The following is a 21,460-nucleotide window of genomic DNA, read 5'->3' on the forward strand; positions in this document are numbered from 1 at the left end:
ATTTCCGTAACTCCATTTAATCTTAATACTTACACCGGAGCTGAGAAGACTGCTTGGAATAACGTTTACCTAGCATCAAGATCAGATTATTATTGGAATACTGTTTCTAGAAATATGACTACAAGCACGACCTATAAAGCATCAACCTCCGGCGTGTCTGGGCAAGGAACTTCGAGTATTTCGTTTACACTCACACTGACCGGAGGTTCGATCTTAAAATCAAGCTCTCCGGACCCAATAGTTAGTTCAACAATACCAGGAAAACATTACATCCACATCTTCTTCCCCATGCTCATCACGATCAAAGTCGAGCCTACCATCTACGTCCAGTATTTCGATACGAGCGGTAACAACCTGAAGTCTACCTTCGGGGAGAGCGAGACGAAGATGGTCAAGGGGCAGACCTATGGGAACGTCACGCCGCCGACGAACGCCAATTACACGTATGTCGGCTATGCCAAGACAACGACCGGAGCTGTTCCTTCCATAGCCAATATCGTGAGCGGAAGCAGTCCTCCGGCCTTTACGTATACGGAGAATTTTAACCGGTACCACCTGATCCTCTACTACCAGAAGGGAAGCGGAGGAACAATCAACGTCCGCCACATGGTGCGGACCGGCTCCACCGGCTCCTACGCCCAGGCGGGCACGAGCACCATCGCCGTAGCCTCGCTGCCGAACACGCAGACGGTATCGCCGACCTCGACTTACGGCAATGTCGTCGGCAGCAGCATCAGCTACGGCAGCGGCTACAGCGATACGGTCTCCGGCAGCAAGTCGCAGAGCGTCAGCTTGACGGCCTCGAAGAAGACGGCTTACGTGAGCTTTTTCTACGAGAGGGAAGATACGGGCGTGACGGCCGACTTCGACATTGTGCCGAGCACGGTCAAGTATGGCGAATCGTTCAAGTACAAACCGAAGGATGTTGAAGTGGGGTCTTGCACGTACAAGTACATCACGTTCCGGACGATGCAAGGCGCGAAGACGGCGGATAGCGATCAGACGGCCTCGATGTTTACGCCGATCACGTTCGCCGATGCGTCCAAGTACCCGTCCGTCGTGACCGGGCCGGGCACCTATGAGGTCATGATGCTGGTCAAAACAGCGTGCGGCGATACATGGGTTGGCCCGAAGACGCTGACGGTCACGTCGGACGCGGAGCCGGAGCCGTCGCCGGAGCCGGCCGTCAACAATCCGCCCTATGCGGTGATCTCCTTCTATGATCGGGAGACGGGGGAGCCGACAGGCGGGATCGAGCAAGGCAAGTACGTGGACCTGAAGATTGATGAGATGAAAGACCCGGACGGCGACACGGTCACGATTCAAAGCTGGGACTTCAGCGATTGGATCAACGACAGTCCGCCAACCACCATCGCGCCGGGCTATTCGTTCCGTCAGGCCAACGCCTTGGGGCAGCACACCGTCTATCTGACCGTAGCGGACAGCCAGGGATTAACCTATACGGCGAAGACGTCGCTCACGGTTCTCTCCGGCGATCCGATCGCGGCGATCAGCGGAGCCGGTCGCGTCAAGGAGGGCCGCACGGTGAACCCGCCGATTGAGTCCAAGTCGTACAGCCCTCTCGGCTATGACATCGTGGAGGAGAACTGGACGAACAAGGCGACGAGCTATCCGGATGTCGGAGAAGAGACGGTTACGCTTTGGGTCAAGGATGAGAGAGGCAGATCCTCGGAGGTGACGACCCATACGATTGAGGTCATTCCGGACGAGCCGCCGGTCATTACGCTGGATGTCCCGGAGGAAGAGACGAGACTTGGAACCGTCACCGTGAAGGCGAACGCTTTCAGTACGGACAGCGATCAAATTGCTTCGATTGTGCTGGAGATGAAGTACGACTCGAACAATAACGGGTTTGCCGACGACACCTGGACAACGGTTCAGACGGGCTTGGAAGACACGTACTCGTTCAAGCCGTCGAGGATCGGCAAGTATCTTTTCCGCGGGACAGCGACGGAGGATTACGGGAAGACCGGCAACACGGACAGTCAACCCGAAGCAGAGCGGACGGTTAATGTGCTTAATCTGGCGCCGACGATCGACGTGGTGACATCATCGAGCCAGACAGGGATGCAGGAAAAGAACCTGCTCTCCATGACCGATTTGTATAATACTGGAACCATCGTTTCATTGGACACCTATGGGACGGGCACAAAGGCGAATTGGTTGCTGCAAGACGGGATGCTGACGACGAAGACGTACAAGACGAATCTTCATTCCTTCAGGCCATCGCGAAACGATAGCCCTTACCCGTCTTACTTAGGTACGGAGATCGCCAATCAAAGTGTGTTTGCTTCCATCCAAAACACACCGTCGATAACGACGGTTTTGACGAAGACCTACGACAACAACTTCTCTATCATTGCTGATGAGAAATATACGTATGTCCTCAGTAAAAGCGATAAAACGATTACGGCCTACAACAGCAGCACCATGGCTATTGTCTGGAGCAAGACGTTCTCGATATTTACCAGTGATTTCAATGTGATGAACCCATTTGTTAAAGATAATTTGCTGATTATACCCTATTCGACATTCTACCTCAGTTATGACACGACAATTTCTTATTGGACATCTTATATTGTAACCATCAATCGAGAGACAGGCGACATTATCAGTGGTCCGGTTCAAACTTACCGATCTGGCGATAACAGCTCAGTAAACGCTGTTGCAGATGATCTCGGCATCATTGTACCGGCTCCCTATTACGGGTCGAACCCCATGAGGTATTCCTTCGATTTGGTCAACCAATACTCGTATGCCTCGATGTATTCGCAAACGTACGCTTATGTACCGTTGTGGGCGCATCAGAACAGCACGACCCTGTTTAATACGTTGTACAAGTACAATTTCGGCGGATATGCAGTAAATGTCGGCTCGGGAGGAGACTTCATCTACAACCAGGACGGTACGGCGGCAAGCCATTATGACACCGCCACAAACAATGGCTTTATCAATCAGCTCGTGGGGACAGACTCAGAGCTGAACTACTATGCGATAACAGGGTACAATCCAGAATTCCAGTACCTCACGAAACTGAGCCCGCAAGGGACCGTTCTCTCCAGAACCGTGCGACCATCCGATCTTACTTATACGGCTGCAACGGCGATCGGGGTAGACTCCAACAACAATTTTGTTTTTACCGTTGGAACAAGCAAGATCAAGGCAGTCGATGCCCAAGGTAATTCGAAATATGAGATCTCCGTCGCTCCTGAATCGGGGATGAACGCTTATCAAAGCAAAATTATTATTGGCTCAGACGGTTTGGTCAGTTTTATTCGCTTGGACAGGAAAACGTCGACCAATGAGATCTACGTCAAATTAATTGTGTACGATCCGGACACGGGGACGGTAATCCGAAGCGCTAATTTATTTACTGGCTATTCGTATACGACTGCGGGTGCAATTGGTATCTGGTCGGCGGTTCCGAATGGTGATCAGTCCATCGTAATCAGTGCTTACGCGAATTCGCCGTCATCAATAAATTTTGTCTTCAAGATAAGCGCAAGCGGATCGTTGACCTACCCGAAGCAATTCGAGATCGGAACGCCGAGCAACGACATGTGGATCGGAACGGCCGTCGATGCGTCCGACTCCGTAAGCGGCGATCTGATCTCGACGACAACCGCTAATGCCTCGAAGGGTGTCGGGTATATGTACCGCGTCCAGGACAGCAAGAACTATTACAGCGCCGAATTTGAGGCGGGGAAGCTCGTCGTGAAAAAGACGGTGGGCGGAACGGCCACTACGCTTAACTCGAAGAGCTTTACGCTTGTCCGGGGGAATCGCTACACGGTGAAGTTCGTTCCAACCGCGACCGGCTTCAGCGTATACGTCAATCGGATCAAGCAATTCGACATTACTGACGGAACATGGACAAGCGGTAAATACGGTCTCATTAACCGCGGCCAGGACGGCGTAAGGTTTGGCAACGTGGAGACGGTAGCGGCGGGGGCGATGATCGGGTTCATCTCCGGTGTTGTGCTGGTCGACGGCACGCTCGATTACGACGTCTACTTCGATGATCCCGAGACCGATCCGCGGATTACTGCCGGGGAATCCTGGACGTATACGCATAACCCGAACGTGTTCCTGAATTCGCTTGGGACGTGGACCGGCTCCGGATCGTCCTTGAGCGCCCCGATGACGACATTCTCGCTTCCTGGCGAATACACGTTCACGTTCAAAACGAAGGACGATCCGAACTCGAGCTACCTGTATCCGAGCAGCGTGTTCAGTGAGTATCGGGAGGAGTCCAACGAAGTGACGGGCCGCATTCGCGTACACCGCAAGCCGATTGCGGTGCTGGCGGCGACCGTGGACAGCAGCGGCAACGTCACATATACGGATGATTCCTACGACCCGGATCGGTACAATCCGACGACGGGGGCCTATTCGACGGAGGATACCGGCATTGATTATGCAAGCAATCACGGGGCGGTGAACCGCGCATTCCGGTACCGCAGCGTCAATAATGATTCGTACATCGACGGTAAGCCGACGCAGCTGCCGAACGGCACGTTCGTCATCGAAGAGGCCGTGCAGGATGAATACGGCGCTTGGAGCGATTGGGCCGAGGTCACGCTGACGATTGAGGGAGCGCCCGCATTGCCGCCGAATCCTGGCTTCTACGTGCTTCCGGAGACGACATACCGGGGAGAAGCGGTGCTGATCGACTCCTATGCGAACGATCCGGTCGACGGATCGCGCGAGAATCTGGTCCATGCCTGGTACATCCGCAATGTGACGACGGCCGGAGCCGAAGCGCTCGCTTCCGATTCCCGCACGACGTGGGAGAAGGTCTTTAACAGTCTCGGGATCATGTCGATCCGGCAGCTCGTCACGAACAGCTCCGGACTGTCGGCGGAGGTCAGCCATACGGTATCGGTGATCAACCGGCCGCCGACCGCGGAAGTGACGACACCGGCCAGCGCCGATTCTGCAGCGCCGACGCTCTACCGGACATTGAAGCCTGCCTTCATGTGGAGCTATGCCGACGCGGACGGCGATGCGCAGAACATGTATCAACTGCAAGTCTACAGCATGAGCGGAACCCTGCTCCTTAATAGCAATACGTTAAGCGGAACGGCGCTCACCTGGACGGCGACGGCCAACCTGCCGGAGAATACGACCATGTACGTCATGGCCCGGGTCTACGACGGCTATGATTGGAGCGAGTGGAGCTCGCCGAAGTATTTCAAGGTGTTGGATAGCACCAAGCCGGTCGTGACGATCACGACGCCGTCGAGCACAAGCGCGGCAAGCCCGACGCTTATGAAGGGCGTGCGGCCGGAGTTTGTCTGGACCTATTACGATAAGGACGGCGATCCGGAGCAGATCTATCGGGTACAGGTGTATCGGGCCTCGGACAATGTGCTGCTGCTGGATTCCGGCAATAAGACGGGGGATGCGCTTAGCTGGACGGCGACGGCCGACCTGCCGAAGAACGCGACGATGTATGTCCGGGCAATGGCCTATGATGGGCTGCTCTGGAGCGATTGGAGCGAGGTTAAATACTTTAAGCTCAATAGCCCGCCGACCGGCGACTTTACATGGACGCCGACCCCAGTGTACGAAGGGGATACGGTCAATTTTATTCCGACCGTAGACGATCCAGACGGCGATGCGCTGACGGTGACGTTCACGGTGACGTCTCCTTCGGGCACGGCGCAGGTGTTCAGCCTGTCGAAGACGTTTCCGTACGATGCCGAAGGCCCAAATCTTCGGGTGCTGGAGCTGGGCGTCTGGACGGTCAAGATGATCGTCAGCGACGGCCAAGAGTTCGTCACCGTGACGAAGCCGATGACCGTGCTGCCACTGGGCGTAACGGGCTTTGTCCGGCATACGGAGGCGTGGGAGGCGAACCGCCTCGCTTATAATGAGAAGAACCCCGGATCTTCGAGGCCGGCGGAATGGTTCTGGGCCGGAGAAGCGTTCGTGCTCGAGGCGGCGACGACGGATACGGGCAGCTCGGCTACGAAGGCGGTGGAAGTGACGGCGGAGGCGGTATTCGACTCGAAGACGATCCTTGGAGCCTCTCTCGCCTCGGCAACTCCTGCATCCACGGTCCAGTGGAAGAGTCTGCTCGGAAGCAAGGAAGCGGGACAGCCGTTAAGCGAACTGTCGGAAGGGCTCTATACCTTCATATTTACGGCCAAGTACAGCAACGGAACGGTGAAGACGGCAGCGGTGACGATCCGGATTGTGGACCAGGTCGGCAATTATGTGCAAGTGCATCGAATATCTTAACGAATATACGAACCTGATCATACGAATCTATAGAATAGAAGCGTCTTTTTGCAGCTTCAAACAGGCCGCCCCGCGGGATCACCGCCGGGGACGGCCTGTTTGGATGCTTCGGTAACCCTTCGGCATCCGAAAGGATGTTCGTCTATTTGTTCTCATTCGGGCGTACATTTGCTATAATCAAGTTTATACCTTTCAAGATAAGAGAGAGCGGGGATAGCCTTATGCGGGTGCTGGGAATCGACCCCGGAATCGCGATTATGGGCTTCGGATTCGTGGACAAGCTCGGCCATCGGATCGTTCCCGTCCAGTACGGCTGCATCCAGACGGAAGCGGGAACGCCGACGGAGCAGCGATTGGTTCAGATCTACGAAGCATCGTGCCAGCTGCTCGACCGCTACCAACCGGAGACGATCGCGGTGGAGAAGCTGTTCTTCAGCAAGAACGTGACGAACGCGTTTGTCGTCGGGCAAGCGAGGGGCGTGTTCCTTCTGGCCGCGGCGCAGCGGAATATTCCGGTCGGCGAGTACACGCCGATGCAGGTCAAGCAATCCGTCGTCGGGTATGGCGGCGCGGAGAAGAAACAAGTGCAGGAGATGGTGAAGCGGCTGCTGAAGCTGTCCGTCGTTCCGAAGCCGGACGACGTGGCGGATGCCTTGGCGGTTGCGATCTGCCATGCCCATTCCATCGGAATGAATGATAGAATGAACGGAGTGACTCCGACGAGATGATCGATTTTGTAAGGGGCAAGGTTGTCCACTATGACACCGAATACGTCGTGATCGACGTGAGGGATGTCGGCTACCGCGTGTTCACGCCGAATCCGTATCAGTTCGCAAGATCGGGGGAGCCCGTTACGCTGTTTATCCATCATCATGTGCGAGAGGACGCGATCCAGTTGTTCGGCTTCGCTACCCGAGACGAGCAGGCGATGTTCCGCAAGCTGCTGGACGTGAACGGGATCGGTCCGCGGGTCGCGCTCGGCGCCCTCGCCGGCAGCAAGCCGGAGACGCTCGCTGCGGCGATCCAGTCGGAGAACCTGGCGTTCCTGACGAAGCTGCCGGGCATCGGCAAGAAGACGGCGCAGCGGATGGTGCTCGATCTCAAGGACAAGCTCGGGGCGGTCGACGAGCGCTGGGCGGCGGCAACGACGCTGCAGCTCTCCATGGACGCGGCGCCGACGAAGCCGGAGACGAACGAGGCATGGGCGGGAGCGAAGGAAGCGCTCGGCGGCCTCGGCTATCGCGAGGTCGAGCTCGATAAAGCATGGAACGAGATGAAGGATAACCTGACCGGCAACGAGTCGACCGACATATTGATGAAGAAGGCGCTTCAGCAACTTTTCCAAGGATAAGATCGTATAGCGTTCAGAGGCAAGAAGGAAGGCGGGGAAGCGATGGAGGACCGGATCGTCACGGCGAACCTGATGATGGAGGACCAGACGGCGGAATTCAGTCTGCGTCCGCGATATTTGACGGAGTACATCGGCCAGGCTCAGGTCAAGGACAACTTAAAGATCTACATAGAAGCGGCGAAAATGCGCAACGAAGCGCTCGATCACGTGCTGCTGTACGGTCCGCCGGGGCTGGGGAAGACGACGCTCTCGAACATTATCGCCAACGAGCTCGGCGTGAGCATCCGGACGACAAGCGGTCCGGCGATTGAACGCCCGGGCGACTTGGCGGCGATTCTGACGAATCTGCAGGAGAACGACGTCCTGTTCATCGACGAGATTCATCGTCTGCACCGCACGGTGGAGGAAGTGCTGTATCCCGCGATGGAGGACTTCGCGCTCGACTTCATCATCGGCAAGGGGCCGAGCGCCCGGTCGGTGCGGCTCGATCTGCCGAAGTTCACGCTGATCGGCGCGACGACGCGCGCCGGCCTGCTGTCCGCTCCGCTGCGCGACCGGTTCGGCGTCGTCAGCCGCCTGGAATTCTACACCGAGGACGAGCTCAGCTTCATCGTCTCGCGGACGGCGGATCTGCTGGACGTCGGCATCATCGGCGAATCGTCGCGGGAGATCGCAAGGCGATCGCGGGGCACGCCGCGGATCGCGAACCGTCTCCTCAAGCGGGTGCGCGATTACGCGCAGGTTCGCGGCGACGGCATGATTACGGAGAGCTTGGCGCAGGAGGCGTTGGAGCGCATTCAGGTCGACCCGATGGGGCTCGATGCCATCGATCACAAGATGCTTCACGCGATGATTGCCAATTACAAGGGCGGTCCGGTCGGCGTCGACACGATTGCGGCTTCCATCGGCGAAGAGAGCCAGACGATCGAGGACGTGTACGAGCCGTATCTGCTGCAGATCGGGTTCCTCCAGCGGACGCCGCGTGGCCGAACCGTGACGGCGGCCGCTTATCGGCATCTCGGGCTGCCGATTCCGGAGCGGTCGTGAACAGGGACTGGGGCTCGAAGCCGAACGAACCGCGTCGCCTCATCGCCCTCTACGACTCCGAGTGCAACCTATGTTTGGCGACGAAGGGCAAGCTGGAGAAGCTGAACAGCGCAATTCCGGTCGAATGGAGATCGATCCAGAGCTGCATGGGCGAGAAGGACCGGCTTCCGCCCGCGCTCGCGAACCTTCCGTTGGAGCAGCTTCTCTCCCAGATGCATGTCATAGAGGAAGCGGGCGGCAGCGGCAGCTCCTCCCGGCTGCATTCCGGATCGGAAGGCGTCATGAGGCTGCTCAGGAACGTCCCCTCGATGAGGTGGATCGGCATCGTCGGCGAGTGGCCGGGGTTCAGAGGAATGAGCCGGCTGCTCTATAAGCTGATCGCGAGGCATCGCTACCGGCTGTTCGGGAAGAACGACTCGTGTTCGGATGGCGTCTGCTCGCTTCCGCAAACGCGATCCCAAACGCGATCCCAACCGCAATCCCAAACAAAATCCAAATCGAAATCGAATGGCGGAGGTCCATCACCATGACATACCGAATCCGTAACTCATACGGACGCACGGCTCTGCTCGGCACGCTGCTGGCTGCCGTCACGCTAGGCTCGACAGGGGCGGTTGCAACCGCGATAACGGTGCCGGACACGATTCGGGTCGCCCTGTTCCTCGACCTGGGCTCCCGCTACCAGTTGACGACTCCCGTCGCGACGCTCGCGTCCGATACCGGCCTGCAGCTTGCGCTCGGCGGAGCGGTCTTCGGGAAGGCGGCGGGCGGACAGCAGGTTCGCTTCACGGTTGACGGCTACAAGGCGAAGGTGCTGGAGACGAACGATCTGACGACGGCCATCACCGTCCTCAAGAAAATCCAGACCGGCTCCAACGCCGCATATGTCACGATGCTGTCGAAGAACGGCAAGGCGGTCTACCAGGTAACGGAAGGCAACTACGCCACCGCCGCAGCGGCGACGTCCGCGCTTGCGAAGTGGAACACGCCGACGTACACGCTCGGGGCGACGACGCTGACTCCGGCTGCGGTCGTCGGGCCGCTGGCCGTGGAGGCGGGGCCTTACGCGAGCGAGGCTGCCGCATCGGATGCCTTGACGAAGCTCGGCGGCGCAGGGCTTGACGCGTTCCTCGCGTATAAATCGGCAAGCGGCAAGGCGGCTTATTACGTCCGCATCGGGCAGGCGGCCGATGCGACTGCGCTCAGCGCGATTCAGCTCAAGGCGGGCGCGGCCGGCATCACCGCCAAGAACGCGGACGCGACGGGCTCCTACGCGATCCTGCGCAACGATATGACGGTGAACGGAGCCCAGAACAAGCCGGTGAACCTGTATGCCGTCGGCTCCGGGGCGGCGCTGACTGCATCTCCGGCGGGCAGCGCGGGCATTCAAGTCGTCGAGCGGAGCAAACAGACGTATCGCGGAAGCATCGAGCTCAGCGCGCTGAACAACAATCTCGCGGTCGTCAACGAGGTCGATCTGGAGCAATATCTGTATTCCGTTGTCGGCTCCGAGATTTATTCGTCATGGCCGGCGGAAGCGCAGAAGGCGCAGGCGGTTGCGGCTCGCACCTATTCGCTGTCCCTCGGCGTCGGCTTCCAGATTGCGAATGTTGTCGATACGACGCTGAGCCAGATGTATACGGGGATGGGCGGCGAGAGCAAGCAAGCCATCGCGGCCGTCCAGGCGACGGAAGGCGAAGTGATGACCTACGGCGGCAAGCCGATCTCCGCCGTGTTCTCCGCGAACTCGGGCGGTGTTACGGCAGATAACGCTACCGAGGTCTGGAGGAACGTGACCAACTATCTGGTTGGAGGAATTCCGAGCCCGGACGAGGGGCCGCAGGAAGGCTTGCTGAATTGGAACCGGGTTGTTCTGGAGAGCGGGAAGACCGGGTATATCCGAAGCGACCTGCTTCGCGAAAGCGGCACGATGAATGAGGCGGGAATCAAACTGTTCGAAGTAACCGGCGACGGCGTCGCCGTTCGTTCCAGCCCGCAGGTGGTATCGAGCGTCGAGCCCATCGCAAGAGCGAACAAGGGCGACAAGGTGGTGACGCTGGAGGTTGTGCCGGAGTATACGGCGTACAGTTGGAGGGAAGCTCCGGTGACGCCGGACGAGCTGCTGACCGCAATCAACAAGCGCGCGAAGACGAAGATCGACGGTCCGCTGAGAACGCTCGAGGTGTCGCAGACGGGACCTTCCGGCAGAGCGATCGAGATCAAGGTGAACGGACAGGCAGTCGACGTCGGCTATCCCGACAACCTGCGCGGAGCGCTCGGCGGCATCAAGAGCACGCTGTTCACGATCGAGGAGACGGGACGAATCGCACTCGTTCAATCGAACGGGCAGACGCAGGAGAAGACGTCCACTTCCGGGTTTCAGGTGATCGGAGCCGGCGGAACGGGCACTCTCTCCGGCAATTATGTTATTCTTGGCGCGGATGGCGCGCTGCGGGCCGCCACGACGGAGCCGGGCTTCGTCATCAGCGGCAAGGGATACGGACACGGGCTGGGCATGTCCCAATGGGGAGCCAAGGGCTTGGCCGATCAGGGGTATGACTACCAATCTATTCTGCTATACTACTACAAGGACGTAAAGATCGAGAAGGATGGCCGGCAATGAACGTAAGCGACTTTGATTTTGAACTTCCCGAGCGTCTCATCGCCCAGACCCCGCTAGCCGACCGGACGTCGTCCCGGCTGCTCGTGCTCCATAAGGAGACGGGGGAGACGGAGCACCGAACGTTCACGGACTTGAAGCAATTCTTGAAGCCGGGCGATACGCTTGTGCTGAACGACACCCGGGTGCTGCCTGCGAGACTGTACGGCGTGAAGGCCGATACCGGTGCCAAGGTCGAGCTTCTGCTATTGAAGAGGCTTGAGGGAGATGTCTGGGAGACGCTGGTGCGACCGGGGAAAAAAATCCGATCCGGAGCGATTCTCCACTTTGGGGCGGACGATGCGACGGGGGAGCCTCATCTGACCGCAGAAGTCGAAGCGGAAGGCGATATGGGAGCTCGGCAGATCCGCTTCCGCTACAAGGGCATCTTCAACGAGCTGCTCGACAAGCTCGGAACGATGCCGCTTCCTCCTTATATTAAGGAAAGGCTGGAAGACCGCGAGCGTTACCAAACCGTCTACTCCAAGCACGAAGGCTCCGCTGCCGCTCCGACCGCCGGGCTTCATTTTACGGAATCGTATTTGAAGGAATTGCAGGATGCCGGAATCCGGCTATGCTGGATTACGCTTCATGTCGGTCTCGGCACGTTCCGGCCGGTATCGGCGGAGAGCGTCGACGAGCACGAGATGCATTCGGAGTGGTACTCGGTAAGCGAAGAGAGTGCGGAGCTGCTGAATCGGACGAAGGCGGAGGGAGGACGGATCGTCGCGGTCGGAACGACTTCGGCGCGGACGCTCGAGACGATCGGCCAGCGCTCCGGCGACGGTCCTGTCTCCGCAGGCAGCGGATGGACCGACATCTTTATCTACCCCGGCTACTCCTACCGGGTGGTCGATGCCCTTCTGACCAACTTCCATCTTCCGAAGTCGACGCTTGTTATGCTTGTCAGCGCGCTTGCGGGAAGAGAGAACGTGCTGAAGGCTTATCGCGAGGCGGTCGAAGGGGAATATCGCTTCTTCAGCTTCGGCGACGCCATGTTTATCGTTTAGCAATCATCCGCAAGAGTCGGAAGAGGCCGGGAGGATTAACGCATTTATGTCAGCCATACGCTACGAATTGATCAAGACATGCGCCCAGACGGGGGCAAGATTGGGACGGGTTCATACGCCGCACGGGGTTATCGAGACGCCGACGTTCATGCCGGTAGGCACGCAGGCGACCGTCAAGGGCATCAGCCCCGAGGAGCTTAAGGAGCTTAACGCCCACATTATTCTCAGCAACACGTACCATCTGTTCCTGCGGCCGGGCCATGAGCTCGTCCGGGAAGCGGGCGGCCTGCACAAGATGATGAACTGGGATCGTTCGATTCTGACCGACAGCGGAGGCTTCCAGGTGTTCTCGCTCAGCGAGAATCGGAAGATTACGGAGGAGGGGGTTCACTTCCGCTCCCACCTGAACGGCGACAAGCTGTTCTTGTCCCCGGAAGTTGCGATGGACGTTCAGAATTCGCTCGGCTCGGACATCATGATGGCGTTCGACGAATGTCCTCCCTATCCGGCCACCTATGAATATGTCAAGCAATCGACCGAGAGAACGAGCCGTTGGGCGGAGAGATGCCTCAAGGCGCACCGGCGTCCGCACGATCAAGGCCTGTTCGGCATCGTTCAAGGAGGAATGCATGCCGATTTGCGCAAGATGAGCGCTCTCGATTTGACTTCGCTTGATTTTCCGGGGTATGCTATGGGTGGACTGAGCGTAGGCGAGCCCAAGCATCTCATGTATGAGATGCTGGAGGAGACCGTTCCGCTGCTCCCTTCGAACAAACCTCGTTATCTGATGGGCGTCGGCTCGCCGGATTGCTTGGTGGAAGGAAGCATGCGGGGCATCGACATGTTCGATTGCGTGCTCCCGACGAGAATCGCCCGCAACGGAACGGCGATGACCAGCCAAGGAAGATTGGTTGTCAAGAACGCCAAGTATGTCAGCGACTTCAGTCCGCTGGACCCGGAATGCTCCTGTTACGCTTGCCGCAATTATTCCCGGGCATACATCCGTCACCTGATTCGCGCGGATGAGATGTTCGGCCTTCGCTTGACGACTATTCATAATTTGCACTTCCTCGTTCATCTTATGGAGCAAGTCAGGGAAGCGATTCGGCAGGACAGGCTGCAAGATTTCCGCGACGAGTTCTTCGAGAAATACGGAATGGCCAGCAACGAGAGCGGTTTCTAAGTGTAGAGAGGAGGGGACATACAATGACAGCTTTATTGCCATTCGTGCTTATGTTCGTTATCTTCTACTTCCTGCTGATCCGTCCGCAGCAGAAGAAGTCGAAGACGCGCAATGCAATGCTTCGTGCCATTAAGAAGGGCGACAAGATTACGACGATCGGCGGCCTTCACGGGACGATCGCCGAGATTACGGACGATACGGTTGTGCTGAAGGTGAACGACGTCACGAAGCTGACGTTCGATCGCTCGGCGATCAACAACGTCGTCGAGGCGTCTCCGGTCAAGCTGGAGAAAGCCGAGAAGGTCGAAGCGACAACCGAAGCAAGCGCAGAATCGTAAGCAAGGGATCGCAAGCGCAGAATCGTTAGCGAGGAAGCGCAACGACCTCTCTTGCGCGAAAGCGCAATGCGGAACAAACAAAGAAGCCCTTCCCGGGATACGCTGTCGAAGCGTCCGGGAAGGGCTCTTGCCATTGTCGGCTATTCGCGTTCAGGAGCCGGTGGAACGGGAGGCGGAGCGAGCCAGTCGGCGCGAGGCGTCGGACGGAGAGCTGCGCTGAGCAAGCGCGGTTCGGCGGTCCGCCCAGGCGCCGACCTTCAGGCCGACCGCTGCGCAGACTGCGGCGAGGCAGAGGCCAAGCGTCATGTCCGTGAACCAGTGAATGCCGAGGTAGAAGATCGAGAACACGATGACGACGGCATTGATGCCGGCGAAGACGGCCCACCGGCGGATTCCCGAGCGCGCCGCAAGCAGCGCCATCGTCACCGAGATGGATGTGTGCAGGCTCGGAACGCAGTTGTCCAGCCCCGACAGGTGGCGATATTGCTGTTCGAACTGCGGGAACACCTCAAGTATAAGGAAGTGGATACGCGGCGAGGCCGACCAGGCTTCGTCGACCGGTACGAACAGGAAGAACGGCACCGCGATCAAGTAATTCAGAAGCAGGGCGGTGCAGAAAGCGTAATAAAGCTTGTAATCCTTCCGATACGCATAGATGGCAGCGGACGAGACGATGACCGCCTGGAACATAACAAGATAGAAGATCGAGCAGAGAACCGTCAGGTAGTCCGACCCAAGCGCCTTCTGCAAGGAAGCTTGCCAACTGCCCTCCCAGCCGGTAAGCGCCGACGTCAGGTTATAGGGAACCGGAAACATGGCTTCCAGCTCGAGTTCGAATTTATTGACCAAGAGAATCGCCAGAAGCAAGAGGAAAAAAATCAGCCCGGACCACGACGAGAACAGCATTCTTATGAAAGCCGCGGCCGCCGCGAACGGCTGCCTGCCCGTTCCGAACCAGAGCAGAATGGCGACGGCAATCGCCGTATAGAGCGAAATGCTAAGCATGGAATGGAACAGAACCACTTGGTAACTCCCCCGCTATCTGAAGGTAGAAATACGGACTTAGTATAGCACATTAGGGGGGCGAACACGAAACTCCGTTTGGCTTGCGGCTCGCTCGGCTTTTTGCCCCGTTGGTTGTCTTATCTTCGCTTGCTTGCCGACCCGGTATTGACCCCGAACATGCCCCCGAAGGCCCCGGCCGCGCAGCACAATCCGAGCATGGAGAGGATACGCGGCGTCCAGCCGATATCGCTGGCCAAGTAGCTGGCGGCAAGGACGAGCAGCGCATATAGCAGGCCGGTGGCGAAGCCGACGTACCAGCCTCTCTTCCCGGAGCGGCGAGCCGAGACGAACCCTCCGCAGAGGGAGGCGAAGCCGTGCACGCCGAATACCCATGGGACGATCTCGTTCTCGCCGAGGGACGAGCCGTAGAGCATAATGGAGACGAGCAAAGTTCCGGCCGCAAGCCAGATGATGGCCCACAGGATTCCGGACACGACCGGAGACGCAATTCGGAAGCCGGTGACTTGGGGGATGGACTTCATGGGACACGCTCCTTCGATAGGGGTTTGTATCAGCCTATGGCCGCAAACGGAATGCTAGTACACCTAGCTCGCCCAGCTCGACATTCGGCGTTCGGAGACGGATGGAACGGCCATTTTTACCACCGGGTTGCCCGTATGAGGCCGTTCGGGGAAGGTGACAATAACAGGCGCCGCAGGCGTCACCTTCAAGGAACCGGAGGGATCGGATCATGGATCAGACGTTGTCCGCGAAGATTCGGTTCGCGCCTCTGCCGTACGTGCTCATTATGGACGGCGAGGTGCGGGACGACAATCTGGATAAGCTCGGCAGGAACCGGTTCTGGTTGCGAAGCCAATTGCGTCAGCGGGGAATCCGCAGCTTCAAGAGCGTGTACTATTGCAGCATCGACCGACGTGGAAAATTATATATTGCCAGGTGAAAAAAGCGGCGGGGCGGAGCATCAACGGAACATTCGGCCGAGCACGGGAATTCGCTGGATGTCCAGCCGATCGATGAGCTTGAGCCAGATCAGCAGCAGCACATAGACGGCAACCGCGGCGAACGAGGCGGCGACCAGCCGCAGCGGATCGTTCGCGGGAATCGCCGAGTTCCAGATGGCCAAGGCGGAAGCTCCGGTGATCAGCATCGCCAGCGCGACCTTCAGGAAGTCGGCGGGAAGAAGGCGGAAGCCGGTCAGTCTCGCGACGCTGAACCAATGCATCAGCGTGACCAGCACCATGTTGACGGCTACCGCGATAATCGCGCCCCGAATGCCCAGGCTGGGGTTGCTGGCAAGCTGGACAATGAGGAACAGCTTGACGAGCGCTCCCGCGAACGTATTGACGAGGGCCGTTCCCGGCCGGTTCAGCGCTTGGAGAGCCGCTTGAAGCGGAGCCTGCATGTAGACGAAGACGGCGACCGGGGCGAGCAGGCGGAGCATCCATGCCATCGAGTCGTTCCCGTACAGGAGAGAACAGATCGGTCCCGCCAGCAGCGCCATAAGAATGATGAACGGGGCGGCGGTGACGACCGCAAGGCGCATCGACTGGTGCAGCCGCTTCTGAATGCCCGCCCAGTCGCCCTGCGCGGCAGCGTCCGACAGCGCGGGAACCAGCGAGACGGCAAGCGAATAGGTCAAGGCGCCGGGCAGCATAAGCAGCGGAATGACCATGCCCTGCAGTTCTCCGTAGAGCGATGTGGCGGCGGCGACCGCGATTCCGGCCGCGACAAGGCTCTTGGCGGTCAGAATCGATTCCAAGAGGTAGGAGAGCGAGCCGATCAGCTTGCTGCCCGTCACCGGAAGCGCAATGCCGAGCAGGCGGCGGGGAAGGGCTTTCTCCTCTTCCGGTGATACGGAGTCCGCAAGCGGCGACGAAGGATCGGAAGCGGCGCCCGAATCCCCTGAAGCTCTGGCCCTGGAATCGAGACGGAGCTGTCTCCACAAGATAAGGAGGCCGGCGAGCTCGCCCATGACGAGCCCGGCCATCGCTCCGGCGGCAGCCGCATGGAGGCCCCAAGGAAGCAGCAGCGTCGTCAGCAGCAGCGTGAGGACAATGCGGACAAGCGATTCCGTCGTCTGGGAGATGGCGGTCGGAATCATGTTCTGCTTGCCCTGGAAGTACCCGCGCCAGACGGACGATATCGCGACAAGGGGCAGCGCCGGAATCATTGTGACGAACGCGGTGCCGACCCGGGGATCGGTCATGATCGTCGTGGAGATCCAGTCGGCCATCGCCAGACACGCAGCGGCGGTGGCGAGGCTGACCGCGACCGACATTCCCATCGCGATTCGGAGAATGCGCCGCACAAGCCGAAGCTTGCCGCGGGAATCGGCTTCGGCGACCAGCTTGGCCACGGCGAGGGGAAGACCTCCGGTAATGACGGTAAGGATGACGATCATGAACGGATAGACGAGCTGGATCAGGCCGACTCCTTCGGACCCGATAATGCGCGGCAGCGCGATTCTCGGGACGAAGCCGAGCAGCCGGTTCAGCAGCCCCGCCGCCAGCAGGATCATCGCACCCTGAATAAACGATTGCTTGCGCTTGGACATGGCAACCCCTTCTCGCGGCAGACGTGAATAGTACATGCTATGCTGCCGCCTGCCCGCTTGATGCCTGAAGTTGTCCGCGGCGATGGCGATTTGTCCATGCGCAGTGAGGAAGCCGAAGATGAAGAGGGCTGGAGGATGTCGAGGACGAGGGCGCTGCGAGCGGGCTGAAGGCGTTTTTGCTTAAGCAGGGAGGAATTCGCAAGCAAGGTATCGAAGTTAATACTCACCGATGTTGAAGTCTCGCGGACAGGTAGGAGGAACTGGCATGCCGGATAACGAAGATGAGGCGGCTCGAAGCGAAGTTCTCAGCGAAGCGGAGAGGAATCGCATGATCGAGCAACTGTGCGTGAACAAGGCGGAGGAGTTCCGAATGATCGGCTACGAGCAGGTAACCGGACCGGATATCTGGGAGTGCGTCAGCGATCGGTACTACAAGTCGGGAACGCCGGCTCTTCACGTGATGGTGAACGATATCATGTCTCTTAAAGTGAACCAGTATATGAACTACATAACGCTGAGCTTGTATCGCGGGGAGAAGCGGTAGACGTCGCTCCCGCCGATGCGATCCGATCGAACAAGCGCAGGCAGCCGGGCGATCATGCCGTCCCGGCTGCCTGCTTTTTTTGGGAGCGGCTGCCCGTTTTTCGACAAATTGACTTCCTTTTTAACGCGTAGGTATAATAGGAACATTGAGAACGAAAGGGGATCGCAACGCACAATGAAACGACTGCTCACGTTCGTGCTAGTCGTCGTTGTGGCATTCGGGGTTATTGTATGGTCAAGCCCTGGATTGCTTCATTCGACAAAGCTGGGTCTCGACCTGAAGGGCGGCTTCGAGATTCTGTACGAGGCGCAACCGCTTACGGAAGGCGGAACCGTCACGAAGGAATCGCTTAAGGAGACCGCGAAGAGCTTGGAGAAGCGCGCCAATAAGACAGGCGTATCCGAGCCGGAAGTTACGACGGAAGGGAGCAATCGAATCCGCGTCAAGATCGCGGGAGTCAGCGACCCCGAAGCCGTTCGGGCAATCATGAAGAAGCCTGCCGAGCTTGAATTCCGCAGCGCCAGCGGCTGCGAAGCCGACGCGGGCTATTGCAAGGTCGAGCTCCTCGGCAGCGACTTCGTCGAAGGGGCGGCCAAGGTTGTGTACAACAGCCTGAACGAGCCGCTTATTCAGATCGAAGTGAAGGACAAGGAGAAATTCGCCGAGATCTCGACCCGCCTCGTCGGCAAGAATCTCGCGATCTATCTTGACGACGACATGCTGTCCGATCCGGTCGTTCAGCAGGCTCTGACGGACGGAACGGCGACCATCTCCGGCCAACGCACGATTGCGGAGGCCAAGGAGCTCGCCGACGTCATCAATCTCGGGGCGTTGCCGCTCAGCCTGACCGAGAAGTATTCGCAGAGCGTGGGAGCAACCCTCGGCCAGAAGTCGCTCGAAGAGACGGCTCTCGCCGGCATCGTCGCCTCTATCGTCATTCTGCTGTTTATGCTTGTGTTCTACCGCTTGCCCGGCTTTATCGCTTGCATCTGTCTTCTCGTGTTCGTCTGGGTGCTGCTCGCCGTGTTCTGGATGATGAACGCGACGCTCACGCTGCCGGGCATCGCCGCCTTCATTCTGGGCATAGGCATCGCCGTCGATACGAACATCATTACCGCGGAACGAATCAAGGACGAGATTCGCAACGGCAAGAGCATCTCCTCCGCTCTTCGCTCGGGCAACAAGAACAGCTTCCGGACGGTTATCGACGCGCACATCACGAACATTATCGTCGGCGCCGTGCTGTACTTCATCGGCCAAGGCACCGTCAAGGGCTTCGCCGTTGTGCATCTGGCGAGCATCATCATCAACATCGCGACCAATCTTTTCCTGGCTCGGTTCTTCCTTCAGCTTGTAGTGAAGAGCGGTCGCTTCAACAAGCCGTCTTATTATGGCGTGAAGGAGAGTGAGATCCGTGCGCTATAAGTGGAAGGACTTCAACTTCGTCAAGGCAGCCCGTCCGGTGTTCATCGGCGCGATTGTCCTTGTGCTGGCGGGCATTCTCTCGCTGTCCCTGTTCGGGCTGAATTACGGAATCGACTTCAAGTCCGGTTCCTCGGTCGATATCTCGGTCAGCAAGCCGATCGACAAGGCCAAGGTAGAAGAGTTCCTGAACGGCGAGGAATTCGGCAAGTATACGTTCACCTCCGGCGAAGAGCGGGTGTCGATCCGCTTCGAGGCGGCGCTCACCGAAGCGCAGCAGACGAAGCTGGAATCCGACTTCAAGGAGAAATTCGATGAATCGGCCGCCTTCGAGATTAATATTGTAGACGTAGAGATTGCGAAGGAGCAGGAGCTCAACGCATTGTACGGCATTCTGATCGCGAGCGTCGGCATCGTCATCTACGTTGCCATCCGCTTCGAGTGGCGCTTCGCGATCTCCGCGGTCGCTTCCCTGCTGTTCGTCGCGTTTATGGTTATCACGATCTTCTCGTTGTTCCGACTGGAGGTCAATCTGCCGTTTATCCTGGCGATTCTGACGATCATCGGGTATTCGATCAACGATACCGTCGTTATCTTCGACCGAATTCGCGAGAACCTTCGCTTCGCGAAGCTGAAGACGGATTCCGACCTGACGGAAGTGGTCAACAAGAGCATCAGCCAGACGCTGACCCGTTCGATCAACACGGTCGTCACCGTCGCGTTCGCCGCCGCTTGCTTGTTCGCCTTCGGCAGCGAAGCGCTGAAGATGTTCTCGCTGGCGATGCTGCTCGGCCTGCTCATCGGCGCGGCTTCTTCGATCTTCATCGCCAGCCCGCTCTGGCACCTGCTTCGCCGCAAGGCCAAGCCTCATAAGCCGAAGCCGCAGACCGCGCCGTAACGCGAGGCGCGGACGGATTCGAACGTCGGACAGTCGGACAGTTCAGAGAGATAGCAAGATCAAGGGAGGGCTCGATATGTCTCAGAGACGGTTCGCCGGCGCAGAGCACGGAGCGGGCATGTCCGCATTAGGGCTGCTTGGGCTCTCCATTCTCAAGGGAGGGGCCGGCTGGCTGACGGGCAGCAAGGCTCTGCTCGCGGACGCTTGCCATTCGGCGGCGGATACGGCCGCGGCGACGACGGTATATCTGAAGATGAAGAGAGTCGGCCATGCTCCGCGGGCGATGCAGGACAAGCAGAAGCTGCCTGCGGAAGCGATCTACGGCATCGTGTTCTCCGCTCTAATGCTTGTCGGCGGGATCGAGATCGCACTCTCCTCCGTTCGCAAGATGGTGAGAGGGGTCAACGAAGCGCCGGGCTGGAGCGCCGTCGCGGTCATTATTCTCGGCATCGTCGCCCGGGAGGGACTTGTTCGGTATCGCCGAAGATACGAATCGACTCTCGGCATGCGGGCGGATTCCGCCCGCGGGGAGAGCCGCTCCGACATCTTCGCTTCCCTGACCGCGCTAGTCGGCTCAGTAGGGGCAATGACCGGTGATATCGTGAACGTTCCGTCGCTTTATTTTCTCGATCCGGCTGCGGGTATCGTCATTGGCGTCTTCGTCATGAAGTCGGGCTATCAGCTTGTCCATGGGGTTATCCGCTCCACGGAGAGCGACAGCTTGAACGAGATGGATGTGCAGACGCTGCTCGAGGCGGCGCAGAGGGTGGATGGAGTCGTGGCGGTCGAGGACCTGCGGGCGAGAGAGCTCGGGCATTACATCATCGTCGACTTGACGATCCGGGTCAACCCGAGAATTACCGTCTTCGAAGGCCAGGACATCGCCCATCGGGTGAGGCGGCAACTGACCAAGCGATTCCTGCACGTCGCCGACGCGAACATCCATGTGCAGCCGTTCGACCCCGGTTATCCGTACAAGTCCAATCACCAGGAAGAAGAATTGGGCGTATTCGTGCAATAGCGTTCCATAACGAAGGAAGGAACAGCTCCGCCGATAAGCGGCCTGCCCTAAGAGGAAGCGAACGTCTTCCCGGGCCCGGGCCGGAAGTCGGCGGAGTTGGTCTGTCTGGGCGCCTTGTCGCACGGGCGAGGGCCGATATA

At 58.5% G+C, this 21,460-nt stretch carries 17 protein-coding genes; 14 read left to right on the forward strand and 3 right to left on the reverse strand.

All coding sequences use genetic code 11. From position 1 onward, the window contains the following. The first annotated feature begins 387 nt into the window (after positions 1–387). From E6C55_RS03815 to yajC, 9 genes are all read left to right on the forward strand, one after another. Positions 388–6,267, forward strand: coding sequence for a hypothetical protein (locus tag E6C55_RS03815; protein WP_168735444.1), 5,880 nt, complete (start codon positions 388–390; stop codon positions 6,265–6,267). 221 nt (positions 6,268–6,488) lie between these two features. Continuing rightward, entirely contained in the window at positions 6,489–6,995 is a 507-nt protein-coding gene (ruvC, locus tag E6C55_RS03820) for a crossover junction endodeoxyribonuclease RuvC (RefSeq protein WP_136368446.1), read from the forward strand. Next, positions 6,992–7,618 carry a Holliday junction branch migration protein RuvA gene (gene ruvA, locus E6C55_RS03825; protein WP_136368447.1) on the forward strand — a complete coding sequence of 209 codons (627 nt, stop codon included), beginning with the start codon at positions 6,992–6,994 and terminating at the stop codon, positions 7,616–7,618. The genes ruvC and ruvA overlap by 4 nt, the downstream gene beginning before the upstream one ends. A 42-nt stretch (positions 7,619–7,660) precedes the next feature. After that, positions 7,661–8,665, forward strand: a complete 1,005-nt coding sequence (gene ruvB, locus E6C55_RS03830; protein WP_136368448.1) for a Holliday junction branch migration DNA helicase RuvB — start codon at positions 7,661–7,663, stop codon at positions 8,663–8,665. Beyond that, on the forward strand, positions 8,662–9,195 hold the full coding sequence (locus E6C55_RS03835; RefSeq protein WP_136368449.1) for a thiol-disulfide oxidoreductase DCC family protein: 534 nt from the start codon (positions 8,662–8,664) through the stop codon (positions 9,193–9,195). The genes ruvB and E6C55_RS03835 overlap by 4 nt, the downstream gene beginning before the upstream one ends. Next, the gene (locus tag E6C55_RS03840) at positions 9,192–11,288 is read left to right on the forward strand and encodes a SpoIID/LytB domain-containing protein (RefSeq protein WP_136368450.1); all 2,097 of its coding nucleotides are present in this window, start codon (positions 9,192–9,194) and stop codon (positions 11,286–11,288) included. The genes E6C55_RS03835 and E6C55_RS03840 overlap by 4 nt, the downstream gene beginning before the upstream one ends. Further along, complete coding sequence (gene queA, locus E6C55_RS03845) at positions 11,285–12,334, forward strand: tRNA preQ1(34) S-adenosylmethionine ribosyltransferase-isomerase QueA (protein ID WP_136368451.1); 1,050 nt, start codon at positions 11,285–11,287, stop codon at positions 12,332–12,334. Before E6C55_RS03840 ends, queA begins: the two co-directional genes overlap by 4 nt. Positions 12,335–12,380: 46 nt before the next feature. Beyond that, a complete protein-coding gene (gene tgt, locus E6C55_RS03850; protein WP_136368452.1) occupies positions 12,381–13,517 on the forward strand; it encodes a tRNA guanosine(34) transglycosylase Tgt in 1,137 nt (378 codons plus the stop codon). Positions 13,518–13,540: 23 nt separating this feature from the next. Beyond that, positions 13,541–13,855: a preprotein translocase subunit YajC gene (yajC, locus tag E6C55_RS03855; RefSeq protein WP_136368453.1), complete on the forward strand. Its 315-nt coding sequence runs from the start codon at positions 13,541–13,543 to the stop codon at positions 13,853–13,855. 150 nt (positions 13,856–14,005) lie between these two features. Here the strand turns inward: yajC and E6C55_RS03860 are convergent, their stop codons facing one another. Further along, the gene (locus E6C55_RS03860) at positions 14,006–14,878 is read right to left on the reverse strand and encodes a phosphatase PAP2 family protein (protein WP_136368454.1); all 873 of its coding nucleotides are present in this window, start codon (positions 14,876–14,878) and stop codon (positions 14,006–14,008) included. A 119-nt stretch (positions 14,879–14,997) separates the two neighbouring features. Further along, positions 14,998–15,402, reverse strand: coding sequence for a TIGR04086 family membrane protein (locus tag E6C55_RS03865; protein ID WP_136368455.1), 405 nt, complete (start codon positions 15,400–15,402; stop codon positions 14,998–15,000). 209 nt (positions 15,403–15,611) lie between these two features. Here E6C55_RS03865 and E6C55_RS03870 point away from each other — a divergent pair, with 209 nt between their 5' ends. Next, entirely contained in the window at positions 15,612–15,821 is a 210-nt protein-coding gene (locus E6C55_RS03870; protein WP_136368456.1) for a YetF domain-containing protein, read from the forward strand. A 21-nt stretch (positions 15,822–15,842) separates the two neighbouring features. Here the strand turns inward: E6C55_RS03870 and spoVB are convergent, their stop codons facing one another. Next, the gene (spoVB, locus tag E6C55_RS03875; RefSeq protein WP_136368457.1) at positions 15,843–17,435 is read right to left on the reverse strand and encodes a stage V sporulation protein B; all 1,593 of its coding nucleotides are present in this window, start codon (positions 17,433–17,435) and stop codon (positions 15,843–15,845) included. Positions 17,436–17,700: 265 nt separating this feature from the next. Here spoVB and E6C55_RS03880 point away from each other — a divergent pair, with 265 nt between their 5' ends. The 4 genes from E6C55_RS03880 (at position 17,701) to E6C55_RS03895 (ending at position 21,320) form a co-directional block, all read left to right on the forward strand. Beyond that, entirely contained in the window at positions 17,701–17,979 is a 279-nt protein-coding gene (locus tag E6C55_RS03880) for a post-transcriptional regulator (protein ID WP_211093514.1), read from the forward strand. A 174-nt stretch (positions 17,980–18,153) separates the two neighbouring features. Continuing rightward, entirely contained in the window at positions 18,154–19,404 is a 1,251-nt protein-coding gene (gene secD, locus E6C55_RS03885) for a protein translocase subunit SecD (RefSeq protein WP_136368459.1), read from the forward strand. Next, positions 19,394–20,299 (forward strand): protein translocase subunit SecF, encoded by a 906-nt coding sequence (secF, locus tag E6C55_RS03890; protein WP_136368460.1) that lies wholly within the window; start codon positions 19,394–19,396, stop codon positions 20,297–20,299. The genes secD and secF overlap by 11 nt, the downstream gene beginning before the upstream one ends. A 76-nt stretch (positions 20,300–20,375) precedes the next feature. After that, positions 20,376–21,320: a cation diffusion facilitator family transporter gene (locus E6C55_RS03895; protein ID WP_136368461.1), complete on the forward strand. Its 945-nt coding sequence runs from the start codon at positions 20,376–20,378 to the stop codon at positions 21,318–21,320. Positions 21,321–21,460: the final 140 nt, after the last annotated feature.

Origin of the sequence: Cohnella fermenti (assembly GCF_004801405.1) — a bacterium.
In the GTDB taxonomy this organism is placed as follows: domain Bacteria; phylum Bacillota; class Bacilli; order Paenibacillales; family Paenibacillaceae; genus Cohnella; species Cohnella fermenti.